Annotated in this window: 16 protein-coding genes; 15 read left to right on the forward strand and 1 reads right to left on the reverse strand. The window is 55.6% G+C overall.

Features of this window, described 5'->3' with window-relative positions; all coding sequences use genetic code 11:
- Positions 1-6 precede the first annotated feature (6 nt).
- The 13 genes from ENI00_RS00805 (at position 7) to lpxC (ending at position 16,261) form a co-directional block, all read left to right on the forward strand.
- On the forward strand, positions 7-1,746 hold the full coding sequence (locus ENI00_RS00805; protein WP_304097391.1) for a peptidoglycan D,D-transpeptidase FtsI family protein: 1,740 nt from the start codon (positions 7-9) through the stop codon (positions 1,744-1,746).
- A gap of 4 nt (positions 1,747-1,750) precedes the next feature.
- Positions 1,751-3,235 carry a UDP-N-acetylmuramoyl-L-alanyl-D-glutamate--2,6-diaminopimelate ligase gene (locus ENI00_RS00810; RefSeq protein ID WP_304097394.1) on the forward strand — a complete coding sequence of 495 codons (1,485 nt, stop codon included), beginning with the start codon at positions 1,751-1,753 and terminating at the stop codon, positions 3,233-3,235.
- Complete coding sequence (locus ENI00_RS00815; RefSeq protein WP_304097399.1) at positions 3,232-4,635, forward strand: UDP-N-acetylmuramoyl-tripeptide--D-alanyl-D-alanine ligase; 1,404 nt, start codon at positions 3,232-3,234, stop codon at positions 4,633-4,635. The genes ENI00_RS00810 and ENI00_RS00815 overlap by 4 nt, the downstream gene beginning before the upstream one ends.
- Positions 4,620-5,705 carry a phospho-N-acetylmuramoyl-pentapeptide-transferase gene (gene mraY, locus ENI00_RS00820; RefSeq protein WP_304097401.1) on the forward strand — a complete coding sequence of 362 codons (1,086 nt, stop codon included), beginning with the start codon at positions 4,620-4,622 and terminating at the stop codon, positions 5,703-5,705. Before ENI00_RS00815 ends, mraY begins: the two co-directional genes overlap by 16 nt.
- 15 nt (positions 5,706-5,720) lie before the next feature.
- On the forward strand, positions 5,721-7,076 hold the full coding sequence (murD, locus tag ENI00_RS00825; protein ID WP_304097403.1) for a UDP-N-acetylmuramoyl-L-alanine--D-glutamate ligase: 1,356 nt from the start codon (positions 5,721-5,723) through the stop codon (positions 7,074-7,076).
- On the forward strand, positions 7,076-8,275 hold the full coding sequence (gene ftsW, locus ENI00_RS00830; RefSeq protein ID WP_304097406.1) for a putative lipid II flippase FtsW: 1,200 nt from the start codon (positions 7,076-7,078) through the stop codon (positions 8,273-8,275). The genes murD and ftsW overlap by 1 nt, the downstream gene beginning before the upstream one ends.
- The gene (murG, locus tag ENI00_RS00835; protein WP_304097408.1) at positions 8,268-9,374 is read left to right on the forward strand and encodes an undecaprenyldiphospho-muramoylpentapeptide beta-N-acetylglucosaminyltransferase; all 1,107 of its coding nucleotides are present in this window, start codon (positions 8,268-8,270) and stop codon (positions 9,372-9,374) included. Before ftsW ends, murG begins: the two co-directional genes overlap by 8 nt.
- Positions 9,367-10,812, forward strand: a complete 1,446-nt coding sequence (murC, locus tag ENI00_RS00840) for a UDP-N-acetylmuramate--L-alanine ligase (RefSeq protein WP_304097410.1) — start codon at positions 9,367-9,369, stop codon at positions 10,810-10,812. Before murG ends, murC begins: the two co-directional genes overlap by 8 nt.
- The gene (locus ENI00_RS00845; RefSeq protein WP_304097414.1) at positions 10,805-11,779 is read left to right on the forward strand and encodes a D-alanine--D-alanine ligase; all 975 of its coding nucleotides are present in this window, start codon (positions 10,805-10,807) and stop codon (positions 11,777-11,779) included. Before murC ends, ENI00_RS00845 begins: the two co-directional genes overlap by 8 nt.
- Positions 11,772-12,611, forward strand: coding sequence for a cell division protein FtsQ/DivIB (locus ENI00_RS00850; RefSeq protein WP_304097417.1), 840 nt, complete (start codon positions 11,772-11,774; stop codon positions 12,609-12,611). Before ENI00_RS00845 ends, ENI00_RS00850 begins: the two co-directional genes overlap by 8 nt.
- 36 nt (positions 12,612-12,647) lie before the next feature.
- Positions 12,648-13,883, forward strand: coding sequence for a cell division protein FtsA (gene ftsA / locus ENI00_RS00855; protein WP_304097420.1), 1,236 nt, complete (start codon positions 12,648-12,650; stop codon positions 13,881-13,883).
- A gap of 95 nt (positions 13,884-13,978) precedes the next feature.
- The gene (gene ftsZ, locus ENI00_RS00860; protein ID WP_304097422.1) at positions 13,979-15,136 is read left to right on the forward strand and encodes a cell division protein FtsZ; all 1,158 of its coding nucleotides are present in this window, start codon (positions 13,979-13,981) and stop codon (positions 15,134-15,136) included.
- A gap of 207 nt (positions 15,137-15,343) precedes the next feature.
- A complete protein-coding gene (gene lpxC, locus ENI00_RS00865; RefSeq protein WP_304097425.1) occupies positions 15,344-16,261 on the forward strand; it encodes a UDP-3-O-acyl-N-acetylglucosamine deacetylase in 918 nt (305 codons plus the stop codon).
- Between the two features lie 11 nt (positions 16,262-16,272).
- Here lpxC and ENI00_RS00870 read toward each other — a convergent pair whose 3' ends face one another.
- Positions 16,273-16,719 carry a DciA family protein gene (locus ENI00_RS00870; protein ID WP_304097427.1) on the reverse strand — a complete coding sequence of 149 codons (447 nt, stop codon included), beginning with the start codon at positions 16,717-16,719 and terminating at the stop codon, positions 16,273-16,275.
- A gap of 211 nt (positions 16,720-16,930) precedes the next feature.
- Between ENI00_RS00870 and ENI00_RS00875 the strand changes: the two genes are divergently transcribed.
- A complete protein-coding gene (locus tag ENI00_RS00875) occupies positions 16,931-17,884 on the forward strand; it encodes a M23 family metallopeptidase (protein ID WP_304097429.1) in 954 nt (317 codons plus the stop codon).
- Positions 17,885-18,099: 215 nt separating this feature from the next.
- Positions 18,100-20,850: a preprotein translocase subunit SecA gene (gene secA / locus ENI00_RS00880; RefSeq protein ID WP_304097432.1), complete on the forward strand. Its 2,751-nt coding sequence runs from the start codon at positions 18,100-18,102 to the stop codon at positions 20,848-20,850.

The raw sequence follows: 20,850 nt of genomic DNA on the forward strand, positions 1-20,850 counted from the left end.
ATCTGATTGTCCAATCAGGAGTCAGCAGGAACATTGAGCCAGAAGATAGCTGCAGGGTTGAAGGCCTGGCGCTTCGGTACGGTGCTGGGCGTGTTTCTGCTGGTTGTGTTTGCGCTCGGTTGGCGCCTGGTTGATCTGCAAGTTGTGGATAACGATTTCCTGCGCAAGCAAGGTGACGTCCGCACGATTCGCGTAGAAACGATTGATGCACACCGTGGCGTGATCACGGATCGCTATGGCGAGCCCCTCGCAGTGAGCACTCCGGTGCAAACGCTTTGGGCTAACCCGTCTGAGAGCGATCCCGACGAACCTCGCCTGGCCAATCTGGCCCGGGTTCTGGACATCAGCGAGGCAAGGCTGCGTGAGCGCCTGGCAACCTACTCGGGCCGCGAATTCATTTACCTTCGTCGAAAGATACAACCCGGGCTGGCTGCAAAAGCCATGGATCTGGACATTCCGGGAATATACACGCGCCAGGAATATCGTCGGTATTACCCGGCCGCAGAGGTTACCGCCCACGTTGTCGGTTTCACCAATATTGATGAGCAGGGCCAAGAGGGCCTTGAACTGGCGTACAACGATTGGCTATCAGGCGAGTCTGGTCGCAAGCGAGTGCTTAAGGATAATCGTGGGCGCATCATCAAGGATCTTACGCTCATCCGGGACGCCAGCCCCGGTCATAACCTTGAGCTGAGTATTGATCTGCGCCTTCAGTATCTAGCCTATCGTGAATTGCAATCGATGGTCAGTGCCCAAAGCGCGCGAGGTGGAACTCTCGTCATGTTGGACGTTAACACCGGTGAAGTGCTTGCTATGGTTAATCAGGGGTCTTACAACCCGAACGACCGCAGCCAACTTGAGCCCGAGAATGTGCGCAACAAGGCTATCACCGATCTGTTCGAGCCTGGTTCCACCATGAAACCGCTCACCATGGCCGCGGCGCTTGAGTCCGGCAGGTACCCCACCAACACAATGATCGATACATCGCCTGGCCATCGGCGATTTGGCCGTTTTACGATTCGTGATCACCGGAATTACGGAGTCATAAGTCTTACCGATATCATCGTCAAATCCAGCAACGTGGGTATCAGCAAAATTGCCAACGATTTGGGTGGTGACACTATTCGCAACCTTTATGCGCGACTCGGCCTTGGACAGCCAACCGGTGTGGGATTTCCCGGTGAGGCTGTGGGTGTCTTGCCGGCACCGCCGAAATGGCGCCCTGTCGAAGAGGCCACGCTCTCATACGGCTACGGGATGAGTGTGAATGCGCTGCAGTTGGCTCAAGCCTACATGGTGCTTGCTAACGGTGGAGTGAAATACCCCCTTAGTTTAATGAAGCTGAATGAAAAGCCTGTTGGCCAGCGAGTGCTGTCCGAGCGCGTAGCCAATGATGTGCGAGTCATGCTGGGCGAGGCGGTTGCGCGTGGCACGGGCAGGCGAGCTCAGCCCGGCCTTTACAAAGCCGGAGGGAAAACCGGAACGGTTCACCTGGTGGGCGCAAACGGATACGAGGATAGCCAGTACAAAGGGATTTTTGCCGGAATGGCGCCCATTGATAATCCGAGAATCGTGACGGTTGTAACGGTGGATGCGCCGCAGTCCGGCGAATACTACGGTGGTGAGATTGCTGCGCCGGTGTTTTCGAGGGTTATGGGTGATGCGCTGCGCCTCCTGAACGTAAAGCCGGAGTTGGAGGTTGGCAACGCCGGCCTGCAAGCAGGAAAAACAGGGGAAAGGGGGTAAGCCTATGTGCATAACATCTCTAAGTACCCTATTGCAGGGCATTGTTTCTGTGCCGTCGGTCTTCGACGTCACGATTCACGGACTGCAAACCGACAGTCGTGAGGTCAGTTCTGGCGATGCCTTTATCGCGTTGGCAGGCACAGCTACGTCGTCTGATCATTACGTGGATAGCGCCATAGCAGCGGGTGCGACGGTTGTTCTTCTGGAGTCTGACGAAGAGCAGCAGTGCTCCGAACGCCATGGCGCGCTGATCGTGCCAATTGCACGACTTCGGCAGTTGACGGGCAGAATTGCAGCTCGTTTCTACGAACATCCTTCCCGAAGGCTCCGGTTGATTGGCGTGACCGGCACCAACGGTAAAACATCGGTCAGTCATTACGTGGCTCAGTTACTTGGCCAGACAGGCACACCTTGCGGCGTTCTGGGAACCTTGGGTTACGGTATGCCGGGAGACTTGCGACAAGCTACTCATACCACGCCAGACGTTGTCCAGATTAACCGGGCGTTGTCGGGCATTCTCGCCAAGGGCGGGCGCGCGGCGGCGATGGAGGTGTCATCCCACGGCCTCGACCAGGGCCGTGTTGATGGTTTGACCATAACCGCCGCTGTCTTTACCAATCTGACCCGGGATCATCTGGATTATCACGGTTCAATGGAAGCCTATGGCGCTGCTAAAGCCCGGCTGTTTGAGCGTGAGGATGTGCATTTCTCGGTAATCAACTTTGACGACCCGTTCGGTCGCCAGCTCTACGAAAAACTTGCGGACAAATGCGATCGCGTGCGCTACAGCCTTCATGAATCCGAAACAGAACTGTGGTTGAAAGAGTTTCGTCCTACGGATTACGGCTTTGATGCGTTGGTCGACGGCGAGTGGGGCCGTTTCGAACTCACAGTACCCCTGATGGGTAGCTTTAACGCCAGCAATGTTCTCGCGGCGATTGCAACTGTGATGACGTTGGGTGCGCCGGTAGAAGAGATTCAACAGGCCGTGAAAAATTTAGTGCCGCCTCCGGGCCGACTTGAACGTTTCTGCAGTGCGGAAGGTATTCGTGCTGTTGTGGACTACGCCCACACGCCTGACGCGTTGACGAATGCATTGGCAGCGTTGCGGCCGCACGTGGCGGGCAGGCTGATTTGTGTGTTCGGTTGCGGGGGTGATCGTGATCGCGGTAAGCGCCCTGAAATGGCGGGAGAGGCGGAAAAAAGCGCAAACGTCGTTGTTGTAACGGATGACAATCCGCGGACAGAAAGCCCGGACATTATTGTGCAGGATATTCTGTCTGGTTTTTCCAGTTCAGACGTTGCGACGGTTATTCATGACAGGGCAAAGGCTATTCGTTTCGCTCTTGACATGGCCACGCCTGAAGACCTGGTTCTTATTGCCGGAAAAGGCCATGAGTCCTGGCAGGAAATTGAGGGTCAGAAGCTCCCGTTCAGCGATGCCGATCAGGTTCGCCAATGGCTGAAGCTTGAAGGAGGTGCTGCATGATGCGCGCATTTTCATTGTTGGAGGCTGTGCAATTAACGGGCGCTGCCTGCGAATCCACCGGGCTCGAAGGTCTTCAGGTTAACGGTGTTTCTACAGATACCCGTGCGCTGGTTAAAGGCGATCTGTTTGTTGCGCTTCGTGGCGAAAACTTTGATGGCCATAAATTTTTGCAGACAGCCCAGTCGCTAGGCGCCTGTGCTGTGGTGGTAGATACGTTAAACACGTCGCTCGGTGCCGATTTTCACCTGCCTCAGCTAGTCGTGACCGACACGGTTGAGGCACTGGCTGGCCTGGCCGCCGGTAACCGAGATGAAAGTGCTGCGAAACTGATCGCGATTACGGGCAGTAGCGGTAAAACCACCGTTAAAGAGCTGGCCTCCGCCATCATGGTGCGCATGGGAAGTACGCTTGCCACGCGCGGCAACCTGAATAACCACATTGGTGTTCCGCTAACCCTGTTCGGCCTGGAACCGGCACACCAGTATGGCGTTATCGAGTTGGGAGCCAGTGGACTAGGGGAAATTGCCCACACCGTCGCGATTACTCGTCCACAGGTTGTGATCCTTACGAACGCAGGCCAGGCGCATCTCGAAGGCTTTGGCAGTTACGAAAATATCGTGCAGGCCAAGGGTGAAATTATCGAAGGCGTGGCCACAGGCGGGTTGGTGGTACTTAATCATGACGATCCTGCGTTTGACCAGTGGCGCACCCGTGCTCATAACCGACGGGTTGTCAGTGTTACCCGCCATGGCCAGCCCGGCGCAGACTACAGCGCATTTATTAAGCAGCCGCAAGCTCAAAAGCCAGAGGTCTCGGTAACCGGACCGGATGGTTGGTCTTGCACGTTTACGCTGCCGCTGGAAGGAGAGCACAACGTAACCAATGCGCTGCTAGCGATCGCGGCCACCCGTGAAATAGGGGCAACGGACGACGCCATTGTGGCGGGGCTGGGCGCAATGCAACCTGTTCGCGGACGCCTGCAGGCCATTAATCTGTCGGCAAACCTGTCGGTTATTGATGACAGCTACAACGCTAACCCAGCTTCCATGAAAGCCGCCCTGACGGTTCTCGCAAATCGTGAGGGTGAGCGGATTGCGATTTTTGGTGCCATGGGCGAACTCGGGTCCACCGCCCGGGCATTGCACAGCGAAGTCGGAGCCTTTGCCTTGGAGCTGGGAATTGACCGATTGGTGACGGTGGGTGATGGCTGCAATGGCTATGCCGACGGGTTTGGAGAAGCGACAGAGATGGTTCAAACACACGAGCAGGCTGTTGAAGCCATCGTTCGAAATAATGGGTCGCCGATGACCGTGTTGGTGAAAGGGTCCAGAAGTTCCACTATGGATCTCGTGGTAGAGGGGATTAAAAACAAGGTGAGTAACGCATGCTGCTCTGGCTGACAGGGGTCCTATCACAATACTTTTCGGCGCTGACGGTGTTTCAGTACCTGACCCTGCGCGCGATATTGGGAACACTGACGGCGCTGCTGATTTCCTTGCTTATCGGGCCGTTGATGATACGCAAGCTGAGCCAGTATCAGATTGGCCAGGCGATTCGCGACGACGGCCCCCAGACGCATCTCAGCAAAGCAGGTACGCCGACCATGGGCGGCGCGTTGATTCTGGTCGCGATCGGAATTAGCACGCTGTTGTGGGCGGATCTGGCCAACCGGTATGTTTGGGTGACTTTGTTGGTGACCCTGTTGTTTGGTGCGATCGGGTGGGTAGATGATTACCGCAAAGTGGTTGAGCGCAATCCTCGAGGGTTGCCTGGCCGATGGAAATACTTCTGGCAGTCTTTGATCGGCGCTGCTGCGGCTATCGTGTTGTACTTCAGTTCAACCTTGCCTCAGGAAACGTTGCTGTACCTTCCGTTTGTAAAAAGTGTGTCGCTGACTCTGGGGCCGGTGCTTTTCATACTCCTGACGTATTTTGTCATTGTTGGCAGTAGCAATGCTGTGAATCTGACGGATGGTCTGGATGGCCTCGCCATCATGCCTACGGTTATGGTTGCCGGCGCCCTGGGCATCTTCGCGTACGTATCGGGGAACGCTCAGTTCGCAAATTATCTGTTGATTCCCCATTTGCCAGGAACGGGCGAACTCATTGTTTTCTGCGGTGCTCTCGTTGGGGCCGGTCTTGGCTTTCTCTGGTTTAACACGTATCCCGCCCAGGTTTTCATGGGGGATGTCGGCGCGCTGGCTTTGGGCGCTGCTTTGGGCGTGGTTGCCGTGATCGTGCGCCAGGAAATCGTTCTTTTCATCATGGGCGGGGTGTTTGTGATGGAAACTGTGTCTGTGATCCTTCAAGTGGCTTCGTTTCGATTGACGGGTCGCCGGATATTCCGCATGGCACCGTTGCACCACCATTTTGAACTCAAAGGCTGGCCTGAGCCGCGCGTCATCGTGCGTTTCTGGGTTATTACCGTGGTTCTTGTTCTGATTGGCCTCGCCAGTCTGAAGATTCGATAGGGAACTGGATTGATCATGAGTGTCATCACGTCAGATCGTCGCACATTGGTCGTGGGGCTCGGTAAAACCGGGCTCTCCTGCGTGCGCTATCTGTCTGCCCAGGGCCGGGACGTCGCGGTGGCTGATAGCCGTGAAGCGCCTCCCGGTCTTGATGACCTGCGTGCCGGCTGGCCCGACATCCCTGTTCACCTGGGCCCGTTTGACAAGGCGCTGTTCGCGAGCTTCAACGAACTGATTGTGAGCCCCGGCATCAGCATAGCCGAGCCGGCTATTGCCGATGCCGCGAGGCAGGGCGCGCGAATCCGGGGCGATATCGATTTGTTTGCGGAGGCTGCCGATGCGCCTGTTGTCGCCATAACAGGCTCCAATGGCAAGACCACTGTCACGACACTGCTGGGCGAGATGGCTCGCGCCGCCGGCCGCAAGGTTGAAATTGGTGGAAACATCGGAACTCCGGCGCTGGATCTTCTGGGCCGCGGTGCCGAGTTGTATGCGCTTGAACTTTCCAGCTTCCAGCTGGAAACCACCGCGGAACTGAACGCATTGGCGGCGACCGTACTAAACGTCAGTGATGATCATCTGGATCGATATCCGAACAAAATGGCGTATTTTCAGGCCAAGCAAAGAATTTTCCGTGGCTGCCAAAACGCCATAGTGAATCTGGACGATGCGCTGAGCACGCCCATGGAGCGGGACAACCTGCGATTTTTCTGTTTCGGATTTCATCGAGTCAATCCGAACACGTTCAGCACCAGGGAAGACGATCAGGGCACCTGGCTGACGTTCGGCTTCGACAGCATTCTGAATGCCGGCGAGCTAAAGCTGTTGGGGCAGCACAACCTCAGTAACGTGATGGCGGCTCTGGCGTTAGGCCATGCGGCCGGGCTGCCAATGGACGCGATGCTGAGCGCTGCACGAAAATTCAACGGCCTGCCGCACCGATGCGAGTTCATTCGCCGGCTCAAAGGCGTTGATTACATCAACGACTCCAAGGGCACGAACGTTGGCGCCTCCGTGGCCGCTATCGAAAGCCTGGTCCCCGAAAATGAGGGGAAACTTGTGTTGATTGCGGGGGGCGAAAGCAAAGGTGCAGAATTTTCGGCCCTGGCGGTGCCGGTCAGAACCTGTTGCCGGGCCGTGATACTGATCGGGGCGGATGCACACCAGATTGCCAGCGCCCTGGGCTCTGACGTTCAGGTTCATTTCGCGACCACTCTGGCTGAGGCCGTAAAGACGTCTGGAAAACTTGCTTTGGAAGGCGACCGCGTTCTTTTCTCCCCGGCCTGCGCAAGCTTCGATATGTTCCGTGATTATATCGATCGAGGTGATCAGTTCAGGGACCTGGTTCGGTCCTTGGGAGAGGTGTCGTGATGCAGTCAACGCTGACCCTGCCCGCGCAGACTCGATGGTTCGGCAATATTCAGCCGTTGGCCGTTCTGGTCATTACGTCCATTGCGCTGCTGATCATCGGTATTGTGATGATTTCTTCTGCCTCGATGGACATGGCCGTCGCGGTCACGGGCAACGGTTATCACTATGTGATTCGCCAACTTATATTCGCGGTTATGGGCTGCATGCTCGCTCTGATCGCGGTCAACGTGCCTATGGCCTGGTGGGAACGCAGCGGCTGGTTGTTGCTGGGGATAGGGTTGTTGGTGCTGATGCTGGTTCTCACGCCCTTGGGTCGCACGGTAAACGGCTCAACGCGGTGGATCCCGTTTGGTCTGTTCAACGTGCAGGTGTCAGAAGTCGCAAAGCTATGCCTGATTGCGTACCTGGCCGGATACGTTGTGCGTCGGCGTGATGAACTGCTGAACACCTGGGCTGGTTTCCTCAAGCCCTTGGTGGTGTTGGGCATGGCATCGGCACTTCTGGTTATTCAGCCCGACTTCGGGGCAACCGTTGTTCTGGTTACGGCAGCAGCGGGCATGATCTTCCTGAGCGGTGTGCGTCTCAGCCGCTTCGTGCCGCTGATCGCCACTCTGGTGGTAATTGGCGCCGTATTGATCCTGACCCAGCCCTACCGACTCAAGCGAGTGGTGAGCTATCTCGACCCCTGGAAAGATCAGTTTGATACCGGCTATCAGTTAACACAGTCACTGATTGCGTTCGGGCGTGGGGAGTGGGCAGGCGTGGGTCTGGGCAACTCAATACAGAAGCTGTTTTTTCTGCCAGAAGCCCATACGGATTTTATTTTTGCCATTATCGCCGAAGAGTTCGGGTTGTTGGGCTCATTGCTCGTGCTCGGGTTGTTTACGGCCCTGGTTGTAACCGGTTTTGTGATTGCCCGCCGCGCCGAGAAGGCTGGCATGCCGTTTGGTGCCTGCTTTGCGTACGGCATTACGCTGCTGATTGGCTTGCAGGCAGGCATCAACATGGGCGTCAGCACCGGATTGCTGCCCACCAAAGGGCTAACGTTGCCGTTGGTGAGCTACGGCGGCTCCAGCCTGATGATCAACTGTGTCTGTATCGGGATTCTCGCCAGGATTGAGATGGAGAGGCTTGATAAGGCAAAGCAGGCCACCGGAAAGATCAGCCCTCGAAAGCAGGGAGGCGCGCGTTATGACTGAATCGCGCCGATTTTTGATAATGGCCGGGGGTACCGGTGGGCATGTATTTCCGGCACTTGCCACTGCTCGGGCCCTTCAGGAGAAAGGGCACGACGTGCATTGGTTGGGTGCCGTGGGAGGCATGGAGGAGCGGTTAGTAGGTGATACGGGTATTCCGCTGTCACTTATCCATATCTCCGGGCTCAGGGGTAAAGGCAAGTTGGCGCAGATGATGGCGCCATTTCGTCTGATGCGAGCACTGGGCGAAGCCTTCACTCTCATGCGCCGTATCCGGCCGGACTGCGTGGTGGGTATGGGTGGGTTTGTAACCGGTCCCGGCGGTTTGGCGTCATGGCTTACACGAACACCTTTGGTGATCCATGAACAGAATGCCATCGCCGGAATGACCAACCGTATTCTGGTGCGGTTTGCGAAAACGGTATTGGAAGGTTTTCCGGGAAGCTTTGGTTCGGACGTGATTACCCGGTGCACCGGTAACCCGGTCAGGGAAGACTTGGCAACCCTGCCGGCGCCTGAACAAAGACTGGCCGAGCGTTTGATTGAACCGGGTGAACCAGAAAACCGCCTGCGTATTCTGGTGGTCGGTGGCAGCCTCGGCGCTCAGGTGTTTAACCAGCAGCTACCTGAAGCCATGGCAATGCTACCCGAAGGCGAGCGGCCGCAGATTCGCCATCAGTGCGGTGAAAAGCATATCGACGCCGCACGTGCCTCTTATGAGCAGCACGGCGTTGAAGCAGAACTGGAGCCGTTTATTGACGATATGGCGAACGCCTATTGTTGGGCCGATGTGGTGCTATGCCGGGCGGGCGCACTGACGATTTCCGAACTTTGTGCGGCTGGCATTGGCGCAGTATTAGTGCCTTTCCCTTACGCGGTAGATGACCATCAAACGAAAAATGGCCAGCAAATGGTAAACGCCAAGGCTGCCGTACTGATACCACAGTCACAACTGACACCGGCCGTGCTCGCGGAAACCTTGGGCGATCTTGCAAAAGATCGGGCGCGGGTCATGAACATGGCGAACGCCGCGCGCACTTTGGCTCGCACCGACGCAACGGAGAGAGTCGTGAATTATTGTCTGGAGGCCGCTAATGGCTGATGCAACCAATCCGCCGCTTGTTTTTCAGGTACCGGAAATGCGCAGGATTCGCCACATCCATTTCGTGGGTATCGGCGGCGCCGGCATGAGTGGTATCGCGGAGGTGCTGAAAAATCAGGGCTATGACATCTCCGGCTCGGATCTGAAAGAAGGTGCCGTAACCGATCGCCTCAAAGCCATGGGGATCGAGATTCAGATCGGTCATCGTGAAGAAAACAGCGCGAATGCTGATGTGGTTGTGGTGTCGTCGGCAGTAGGTTCGGAAAATCCCGAGGTAGCTTCGGCTCGCCGTCGGCGGATCCCCGTGGTGCCAAGAGCCGAAATGTTGGCAGAAATCATGCGTTATCGCCACGGTATTGCCGTCGCCGGAACCCATGGGAAGACCACCACCACCAGTTTGATTGCCTCGGTTTTTGGCGAAGCCGGTCTGGATCCTACTTTTGTGATTGGCGGCAAGCTGAACAGCGCTGGCACCAACGCCAAGCTGGGTGGTTCCCGCTATCTGGTGGCAGAAGCGGACGAGAGCGATGCTTCGTTCCTACACCTTACGCCGGTGATTTCGGTGGTCACTAACATCGAAGCCGATCATATGGACACCTATGACGGCGACATTGAGAAGCTCAAGCAGACGTTTGTGGATTTTCTGCACAATCTGCCGTTTTACGGCGTCGCGGTCATGTGTGTGGATGACGACTATGTGCAAGAGATCATTCCGCGGATTGCCCGCGCCATTATTACCTATGGCATCAGCAATCCGGACGCAGATTATCGCGCAGAGAATATCGTAACAGACGGTCTCAGAACCCATTTCGCGGTGAAGCGGCCGGGTGGTCGCAGTGATCTGACAGTGGAACTGAAAATGCCCGGGCGTCACAACGTGCTGAACGCACTTGCAGTGATCGCCGTCGCCACCGATGAGGGTGTTGCAGACGAAGCCATTTGCAAGGGACTGGCGGTTTTCGCAGGCGTCGGCCGGCGTTTTCAGGTCAATGGCGATTATAAAATTCCGAAAGGTACCGTCACGCTGGTGGACGACTATGGCCATCATCCAACCGAAGTCGAGGCGGTGATCCGCGCGGCTCATGATGCCTGGCCAGGCCGGCGATTGGTGATGTTGTATCAGCCTCACAGGTTCACGCGCACCCGGGATCTCTATGAAGATTTTGTGCGGGTTTTGTCAGAAGTCGACGGGTTGTTATTGATGGATGTTTACTCCGCCGGTGAGGCCGCTATTCCGGGCGCAGACGGTCGTGCGTTGTGCCGCAGCATACGGCAACGGGGCAAAGTGGAGCCGGTGTTTGTAGACGATAATCGCAAAATCGAGAGCCTGCTGGAAAGCGTGCTTCAAGACGGTGACCTTTTGATTACCCAAGGCGCCGGCGACATTGGTGGCGTGGCAAATCGTTTGATGGCGGCAGGAGGGTTTGCGGGTGAGTGACGTGCAGCATTCCGGGATTCCGGCGTATCAGGCTGAGCCAGAGTTGGTTCGGGCGCTGGGGCGTGTGGCTGTGTTTATGGGAGGAGATTCTGCTGAGCGCGAAGTTTCTCTCAAAAGCGGCAAGGCAGTTCTCGCAGCCCTGATATCGGCCGGTGTCGATGCGTTTGCCATGGATGTTCAAGGGTGCTTGTTGAAGACGGTAGAAAACCCCGAATTTGATCGGGTGTTTATAGCGTTACACGGACGCGGTGGAGAAGACGGCACGCTGCAGGCAATCCTGTCCCAGGCGGGCATTCCCTATACCGGCAGCGAAGTTATGGCGTCTGCACTGGCAATGGACAAGCTGCGCACAAAATACGTGTTTGCGGGCTGCGGTCTGCCGACACCGAAATTCAGGACTATGTCGGCGGTTGAAGAGGCCGAACAAATCGTTCAGGAGTTGCGCCCGCCATTGAGCGTCAAGCCGTCTCGAGAGGGGTCCAGCATCGGCATTCGCAAGGTGAATACCGCTGCGGAGCTGGCTGAAGCCTACGATGGCGCCGCCGCGTTAGATAGCCTGGTTCTGGTAGAGGAGTGGATAGAGGGGCCGGAATTTACGGTCAGCCTTCTGCAGGATAGCGCACTTCCCGCTATCGGGCTGAGCACGGATCACGTGTTTTATGACTATGACGCCAAATACCTTGCGGATGACACCCGCTACAGAATCCCGTGCGGCCTTGCGCCCCAGGATGAAGTCACGTTGCAGAATCTCGCGCTGGAGGCATTTCGGGTAGTAGGCTGCCGCACCTGGGGCCGGGTAGATATCATGCAGGATAGAGACGGCGGGTTTTGGCTGCTGGAGGTCAACACGGTGCCGGGAATGACCGACCATAGCCTGGTACCCATGTCTGCAAGGGCGGCGGGTATCAGTTTTGAAGAGCTGGTTGTGCGGATTCTTCGCGACACGCTGGAGGGCGCAGATGCTTGACACACTGCTGATCCGGAGCGGAGCAGTACCATCCGACCCTCCCCGACGCCGGGGCGCAACGTCCCTCGGGCCGGAGACGGAACGGTTTGGTGTGTTGAGGGCTGTACTGGGCGCAGTGCCCTGGCTGCAGGTTGGCACGGGCGTGGCGATCCTGCTGGCGGCGGGCCTTTTGCCCTGGGGAGCCGGAAAGGTGCTGGGCGCCATGGACCAGCAAATTCTGGCCATTGATGTGAACGGCGATTTTATCGGCGATAGCCGAGTTGCCATTGAGCGCCAAGCGGGAAACTGGATCGGTAAGAGTTATTTCTCGACCGACCTTTCAGACATAAAAGTTGACCTCGAGAAACGCCCCTGGGTCGAGACAGTCGCCGTGCGCCGGGTGTGGCCAGATCGGCTGGAAATTAACATTCGGGAAAAGAAGCCGTTGGCTTACTGGAACGATGGTCGTCTGGTCAGCCGCACCGGCGAGCTGTTCATGCCCGCCAATCCGGAAGTGGCCGGGCGGTTACCGCAGCTTTCGGGGCCGGATGAACGCGTGCGTGACGTGATCAAAATGGCCCGGACCATGAGCGACAAACTGGTGGGGCACGGCCTGGGCTTTTCAGGCTTGTCACTGGAGCGGCGGGGGGCCTGGACCCTTCGTCTCTCGAACGGAATCGAAGTGGTACTTGGCCGGGATCAGGTAACGAAGCGTTTTGAGCGTTTTATTACGGTGTATGAAAACCGGCTTGTATCACGGTCGGACGAAGTTAGCCGGGTAGATGCCCGCTACACGAACGGTGTGGCGGTTCAATGGAAGTCAGCCCAGGTTGCTTCCGGCCCGAAAACATAGAAACAGTAAATTCAGACCTACGGTTTGGTGGAACACATGTCATCGGTTGAAACGGAAAACATGATTGTCGGTCTCGATATCGGTACCTCAAAGGTGGTTGCGATCGTCGGCAAACGCAAGATGGACGGAACCATTGAGGTGGTGGGTATTGGTTCCCATCCGTCCCGAGGGCTGAAGCGGGGCGTGGTGGTCAATATCGAAACCACGGTGCAGGCGATCCAGCGCGCGGTGGAGGAAGCCGAGCTGATGGCAGGGTGCCGCATCCATTCGGTGTATGCGGGGATAGCGGGCAGCCATATTAAAAGCCTTAACTCCCACGGCATCGTCGCCATCCGCGATCGCGAAGTAACCCAGGCAGACATTGATCGGGTTATTGATGCGGCGCAGGCCGTTGCCATACCGGCGGATCAGAAAATTTTGCACATTCTGCCCCAGGAATTTGTGATTGATAACCAGGAGGGGATTAAAGAGCCCATGGGCATGTCCGGCGTGCGCTTGGAAGCGAAGGTGCACCTGGTGACCTGCGCCGTCAACGCTGCGCAGAACATTGAAAAGTGTATCCGCCGCTGTGGTCTCGAGGCCGACGACATCATTCTGGAACAGTTGGCTTCCAGTCACGCGATTCTCACCGAAGACGAGAAAGAGTTGGGTGTTTGCGTTGTGGATATGGGCGGCGGTACCACGGATATTGCCGTGTTTACCGGCGGGGCGATTCGCCACACGGCGGTTATCCCCATTGCCGGCGATCAGGTTACCAACGACATCGCTATGGCTTTGCGCACACCGACGCAGAACGCCGAAGAGATCAAAATCAAATACGCATGCGCTTTGACGCAATTGGCGGGCGCTGATGAAACCATCAAGGTGCCCAGCGTTGGCGATCGCCCGCCGCGGAACCTTTCACGGCAGGCGCTAGCGGAGGTTGTTGAGCCGCGCTACGAAGAGCTGTTTACGCTCGTTCAGTCAGAGCTGCGCCGCTCAGGTTTTGAAGATCTGGTTCCTGCGGGCATCGTCATTACGGGCGGCTGCTCCACCATGGAAGGTGTGGTGGAGCTGGCCGAAGAAATCTTCCATATGCCGGTGCGGCTTGCGTGTCCGCATGCCGTCTCCGGCATGACAGAAGTTGTTAATAACCCCATCTACGCCACGGGCGTCGGGTTATTGATTCATGGTTTCCGGCAAATGGATCTTGGTCGGACCCCAGTGCTCAAGGGTGAAGATGCACCCTCGCTGTTTGAGCGCATGAAAGCCTGGTTTACCGGTCATTTCTGACGGTGTCGGGCAAGCAGTAAACGAAGGTATCTCGAAAATACAAACTCGAATAAACAGCCTGGAACAAGGCTGAAACAGCACGAAGGAGAAGGGGAATGTTTGAACTTGTCGATAATGTCCAACAAAACGCGGTCATAAAAGTAATTGGTGTGGGCGGCGGCGGCGGTAACGCTGTGCGTCATATGCTTAACAGCGACATTGAAGGTGTAGATTTCATCTGCGCCAACACAGATGCCCAGGCCCTGGCGGATCTGGATGCCCGTCAGATCATTCAGTTGGGTGGTAACATCACCAAAGGACTGGGTGCGGGCGCAAACCCTGAGATCGGTCGTCAGGCTGCTCTGGAAGATCGCGATCGTATCGCCGAAGCGATCAAAGGTGCTGACATGGTGTTCATTACCGCTGGCATGGGCGGCGGCACCGGCACCGGCGCTGCACCGGTGGTCGCCGAAGTTGCCCGGGAAATGGGCATATTGACCGTTGCGGTGGTTACCAAGCCGTTCAACTTTGAAGGCGGCAAGCGGATGAGTCTCGCCGAGTCGGGATTGCGGGAGCTGGAAGAAAGCGTTGATTCGCTGATTACCATTCCCAACGAAAAGCTGCTTGCCGTGCTGGGTAAAAAGACCAGTTTGCTGGACGCTTTTGCAGCCGCTAATGATGTACTGTTGGGCGCCGTTCAAGGCATCGCAGATCTGATTACCCGCAACGGCATGATTAACGTCGACTTTGCCGACGTTAAAACGGTTATGTCCGAGATGGGCATGGCGATGATGGGCACGGCACGCGCAACCGGTGAGAATCGCGCGCGGGAAGCTGCAGAAGCTGCTATCCGCAGCCCGTTGCTGGAAGATGTGAATCTACAGGGCGCCAAAGGCATTCTGGTCAACATCACCGCCGGTATGGACCTGAACCTGGGCGAATTCTCCGAGGTTGGCGATATTGTGCGTGAGTTTGCTTCGGACGCCGCAACCGTTGTCGTGGGTACCGTTATTGATCCGGACATGGTCGACGAGATCAAGGTAACCGTTGTTGCCACAGGCCTTGGTGGCGATCGTGAAAAGCCAACCAAAGTCGTGGATAACACGCGCACTCTCGATGGCAAAACGGATTACAATCAGTTGGATCGCCCGGCTATCTTGCGTCGTCGTGCCGTGTCAAACGGTAACGTGGCAATTGATCAGAGCAAAGAGAGCGAAGAGCAGGGCGTGGACTATCTCGATATTCCCGCATTCCTTCGTAGGCAGGCAGACTGATAAAATGTTGTTATAAATGTCCGGTGTATGTTGGTGTTTTTTAATTAAGCCACAGAGCCGGATAATGAAGCACTGACGGCCAATGGCCAATATTGCATGAATTTCAGGCAATGTTGGGCTGGGCAAATGGTACTCAGTCTCATTCTTTGATATTCTGCGCCCAGAATTTGTTTAGAATATCGCCATTTTTTACGGAATAACGAACCGATGATCAGACAACGGACACTAAAAAACACGATCCGTGCTACAGGCATCGGGCTGCATTCAGGGGAAAAGGTTTACCTCACCCTGAAGCCCGCTCCAGTGGATTCGGGAATCATTTTCCGGCGCACCGATCTTGCCCCGGCGGTTGAGATCTTGGCATGCGCTGAAAATGTGGGTGAGACCATGCTGTCCACGACGCTGGTGAAAAACGGTGTCCGTGTAGCTACGATTGAGCATTTGCTGTCAGCCATGGCGGGTCTCGGTATCGACAACTGTTTCGTTGAGCTAAGCGCTGCGGAAGTGCCGATCATGGACGGTTCTGCCGGCCCGTTCGTCTTTCTGCTCCAATCTGCAGGCATTGCGGAACAAGACGCTGCGAAGCGGTTCATTCGCATCAAGCGGGAAGTCTCCATTGAAGAGGGCGACAAGAAGGCAACCTTCTTGCCGTTTGAGGGCTTCAAAGTCAGTTTTGGTATCGACTTTGATCATCCTGTGTTCAAAGGCCGGGCCCAGACCGCGACCGTTGATTTCTCAAGTACGTCTTTCGTGAAGGAAGTCAGTCGCGCCCGAACGTTCGGGTTCATGCGTGACATTGAGAAGTTGCGAGCAATGAATCTGGCTCTGGGTGGCAGTGTGGACAATGCCATTGTGGTAGACGACTACAAGATTCTGAACGAAGACGGTCTTCGTTATGAAGACGAGTTCGTCAAGCACAAAGTGTTGGACGCAATCGGGGATCTATATCTGTTGGGCAACAGCCTGATCGGTGAATTCCGCGGCATTAAATCTGGTCACGACCTGAATAACAAGCTGTTGCGTAAGCTCAGGGCGGAAGAGGATGCATGGGAGGTGGTTACGTTTGATAACGAAGAAACCGCGCCTATTTCCTACATGAAGCCCGTGCTGGCTGTTCCGGTTTAAGGCTGGATGCTTTAATCCCGGACGTGGCTTGCGAGTTTTTCGAGAACCTCGCGTAGTTTTTTGTCCTTCGTGTGCCCGGCTTCCTCTTTGAGGAGCTGGGCATTTTCTTTGCTCAAAGGCATTTTTTTCGCTGGCGGTTTTTCATGAAACCGTGGAGGCGCTACTTTTACCTTGAGCTTCCATACGAACCTGAACAGTTCATTTTCCCGCAATTTTTCCATTATTTCGTGCTGACGGAAACGAATTTGGCTGGCCGTTCCCGCGTTGCTTGCGGAGAGTGTCAGCGCGCCTTCCACACAACAGACAAATCGCGTCCCTGGCACCAGCGCTGGCGGTAGCGAAGTCAGCACATGATCTTCGGCATCGCGGTGAGTATGGGCTTTTGCGAACAGTTCTCGCAAAACCGGTGTTTTGCCCAGATTTTCGAAGGTTATTTTTTGCTCATTTTTCCGCTTCATAAGGCGTATTTTCTCGACGTCCACGATAACGATTGGTTACACTTCTGCACGTTTTTTGCGTAGTGCCAAGTCTGCTCTTGTTTTACCTTGTTGTAATTGAGTATGTCTACCGGGCGCTGCGATTTATCAGTACGTAGTTGTTGCCAAGGATGGCAGACCCACTCGGAACTTTTCGGGCTGCAACACTACAGGACACGGTTGCAGCTCCCCGATGAAACCTGAAGACACTATGAACATCATTCTAGTTGGCAAGCGCCACAACGAGTCGCGGGTATTTGCCCTGAACGGAGGCGTTGCCTTTGCGTTGGCGTTTTTGGCTGTTGCCTTGCTTATGGTAACAGGGTGGGGCGGATACCGCTTTGCGACAAGCCAGGCAGAGGCCAGGAAACCTTCTGATTCCGAGCTCGTAGGCGTGTGGCAACAAGAACTCAGCGAACAGCAAGCCGAACTGACAGGGTTGCAACTGAACGTTCAGGACCAGGTAGACGCACTGACACTTCGCCTTGGAGAACTTCAGGGCAGATTATTGCGCCTGGATGCGTTGGGTCAGCGTTTCGTGGAATCCGGTCTGGTCGCCAGCGATGAATTTGATTTTAACCAGCCGGCAGCTGTTGGTGGTCCTGAGGGTTCGCTTCCGACCGATTCCTTTTCTGCACCCGAATTAACGCGGATGATTGACGAGCTGGAGCGCAGGATGGAGGATCGTGAACAACAGCTGCGGCTGTTGGATCAGGTGTCCTCTCGCCAAAAACTGGAAGATGAACTGTATCTCGAAGGTCGCCCCATTACGTGGGGTTGGTTGTCGTCACGATACGGTTACCGCTCTGATCCGTTCACTGGAAAGCGTACCTGGCATGCCGGTGTTGATCTGGCAGGTAAGACAGGGAACGATATTATCTCTGTTGCGGGTGGCGTTGTGTCTTACGCAAGCGAGCGTCATGGTTATGGCAACCTGGTGGAGGTTGACCACGGTGACGGCCTGGTTACGCGCTACGCACACTGCAAAACGATCAAAGTTAAAGTGGGTGATGTGGTGCAGAAAGGGCAGGTGCTGGCATTGATGGGGAGCACGGGCCGATCTACCGGACCTCACGTGCACTTTGAAGTCATACGTAATGGAAAGACCGAGAACCCGGAAACCTATATCAAAAGAGCCAGTCGCTAGAGTTGCAGATTTTAGCTGACGTCAGGCCGCTCTCAACCCGCGTCTCAATCCGTCGATCGCCCTATCCTTCCAGCCCTCTCTTCACGCTTGTTAGCGCCCAGTATTTGTCACAGGATCGTCATGGAACCCGGCTATGTGATCTCAGCGTTTTGTACTGTCGCAAAATAAGGTTAGAATGCCGGCTTCCTCCGTTTAATCTAGAGAAGTAGTAGTCTATGTTCTCAAAGTTTGCAACCAAGATGTTCGGCAGTAAAAATGCCCGAGAAATCAAGAGAATGCGTAAGCTTGCATTGCGCGTTAATGAGCTTGAAGAGCAGTTTGGCAATCTGGCGGACTCCGAGTTGCAGGGCAAAACGGCGGAATTTCGCCGCCGATTGGATGAGGGAGAAAGCCTGGACGCGCTGCAGCCCGAAGCGTTTGCGACCGTTCGCGAGGCGGGGCGGCGTGTTATGGGTATGCGCCACTACGATGTGCAATTGGTTGGTGGTATTACCCTGCATGAGGGTCGGATTGCGGAGATGAAGACCGGTGAGGGTAAAACGCTGGTCGCGACGGCTGCTGTCTATCTCAACGCCTTGCCCAGTAAAGGCGTGCACGTTGTAACCGTTAACGATTATCTGGCCAGTCGTGATGCCGAGTGGATGGGCAAGCTGTACCGCTTTCTCGGTTTACAGGTTGGCGTAGTGGTTGCCGGGCAGGCGCCGGAGGAAAAGCGCGCTGCTTATCAGGCCGATATTACCTACGGTACCAACAACGAATTTGGTTTCGATTATTTGCGTGACAATATGGCATTCAGCACCGATGACAAGGTGCAACGTGGTCTCCATTACGCGATTGTAGACGAGGTCGACTCCATTCTGATCGACGAGGCGCGCACACCGCTGATTATTTCGGGTGCTGCGGAAGACAGCTCCAAAGCCTATCTGGCGATCAACGAATTGATTCCCAATCTCGAAAAAGGTGAAGTGAATGAGGAGGGCGAGCCCTCTGGCGACTTCACTATCGATGAAAAAACACGCCAGGTTGAATTGACCGAAGCAGGCCATGAACGGGTGGAAGAGCTTTTGCTGAATCGCGAGCTCCTGAAAGAAGGCGAGAGCCTGTACTCTGCGGCAAACCTCAGCCTCCTGCACCACGTGCACTCTGCGTTGCGTGCCCATCATCTGTTCCAGAAAGACGTTGATTACATTGTTCAGGGCGGCCAGGTCGTCATTGTGGACGAGCATACCGGGCGCACCATGCCGGGCAGGCGCTGGAGTGAAGGTCTGCATCAGGCGATGGAAGCCAAAGAAGGCATGAACATTCAGGCGGAGAGCCAGACTCTCGCCTCAACGACCTTCCAGAACTATTTTCGGCTTTACGACAAGCTTGCTGGCATGACCGGCACGGCAGATACCGAAGCCTTCGAGTTTCGGCAGATTTACGGCCTGGACGTGGTGGTTATCCCGCCCAATAGACCGATCCAGCGAACCGATTATAACGACCTTGTTTACTTGACTCAGGATGAGAAGTTTCACGCCATCATCGATGAAATCAAGGATGTGACAGGCGAGGGTCGGCCCATTCTTGTGGGCACGGCGTCAATCGAGGCGTCTGAACTGCTCTCCATGTTGCTCAAGAAAGCGCGTATCGAGCACAAGATTCTTAACGCCAAGCAGCACGAGTCAGAAGCACAGATCATCGCCCAGGCAGGCAGCCCGGGTGCTGTTACCATCGCCACCAACATGGCTGGCCGAGGCACAGACATTGTGCTTGGGGGTAACTGGGAGCACGAGGCAGCAATTCTGGATAACGCCTCCGAGGAAGAAGTTGCTCGCCTTAAGGCAGAGTGGACAGAGCGTCACAACCAGGTGCTGGAAGCCGGTGGTTTGCACATTGTTGGCACCGAACGTCACGAATCCCGCCGTATAGATAACCAGCTGCGCGGCCGGGCCGGTCGCCAAGGCGACCCGGGTTCTTCCCGCTTTTTCTTGTCCTTGGAAGATAACCTGATGCGTATCTTTGCCCCGGACCGGGTTAAGAGCCTCATGCAGGCAATGGGCATGAAGAAAGGCGAGGCCATAGAGCATCGCATGGTGACCAACGCCATCGAAAAGTCCCAGCGTAAAGTTGAGGGCCGCAACTTTGACATGCGTAAAACGCTGCTTGAGTACGATGACGTTGCCAATGACCAACGTACGGTTATCTATGACCAGCGCAATGAGGTTATGTCATCCGAAGATGTCTCCGAGATGGTTGATACCATCCGTGAAGACGTTGTTGACGTGCTTATCAGCGAGCACATTCCACCCCAGAGTATGCCCGAGCAGTGGGATGTGGTCGGCCTTGAAGCGCAGTTGCAGTCGGAAATGTCGATCGACTTGCCCGTCCAGAGCTGGCTGGAAGAAGACAAACAGCTATTCGAAGACAATCTTCGCCAGAAAATTCTGGACGAAATTGTAGCGGCTTACCGGGCCAAGGAAGAAGTGGTCGGCGCTGGCTCCATGCGCAAATTCGAAAAGCAGGTGTTCCTGCAGGTTCTGGATACACTCTGGAAAGAGCATCTTTCCAATATGGATCACCTGCGCCGCGGCATCCACTTACGTGGCTACGCTCAAAAAAATCCCAAGCAGGAATATAAGCGCGAAGCGTTCAACATGTTTGAGGCTATGCTTGAGACCATGAAGCGTGATGTAACTCGTGTGCTTTGCCACGTGCGGGTTCAGAGCCGCGAAGAAATGGACGAGGTTGAACGTCACCGTAAGGAGGAGCTTGAACAAGAGCTTTCCAAAGCACGCCTGCGTCACGATGAGACCAGTGCGACAGCGCAGAGCGAGGCCGAACAAGGCGATGATCGCGACACCGGCGGCTCGCAGCAGACGACCCCTGAAACGTTCGTGCGACAGGAACGCAAGGTAGGTCGTAATGAGCCCTGCCCATGTGGCTCTGGCAAAAAGTACAAGCAGTGTTGTGGCAAAGTGGACTGA

Origin of the sequence: Marinobacter antarcticus (assembly GCF_011049865.1) — a bacterium.
Lineage (GTDB): Bacteria > Pseudomonadota > Gammaproteobacteria > Pseudomonadales > Oleiphilaceae > Marinobacter > Marinobacter antarcticus_A.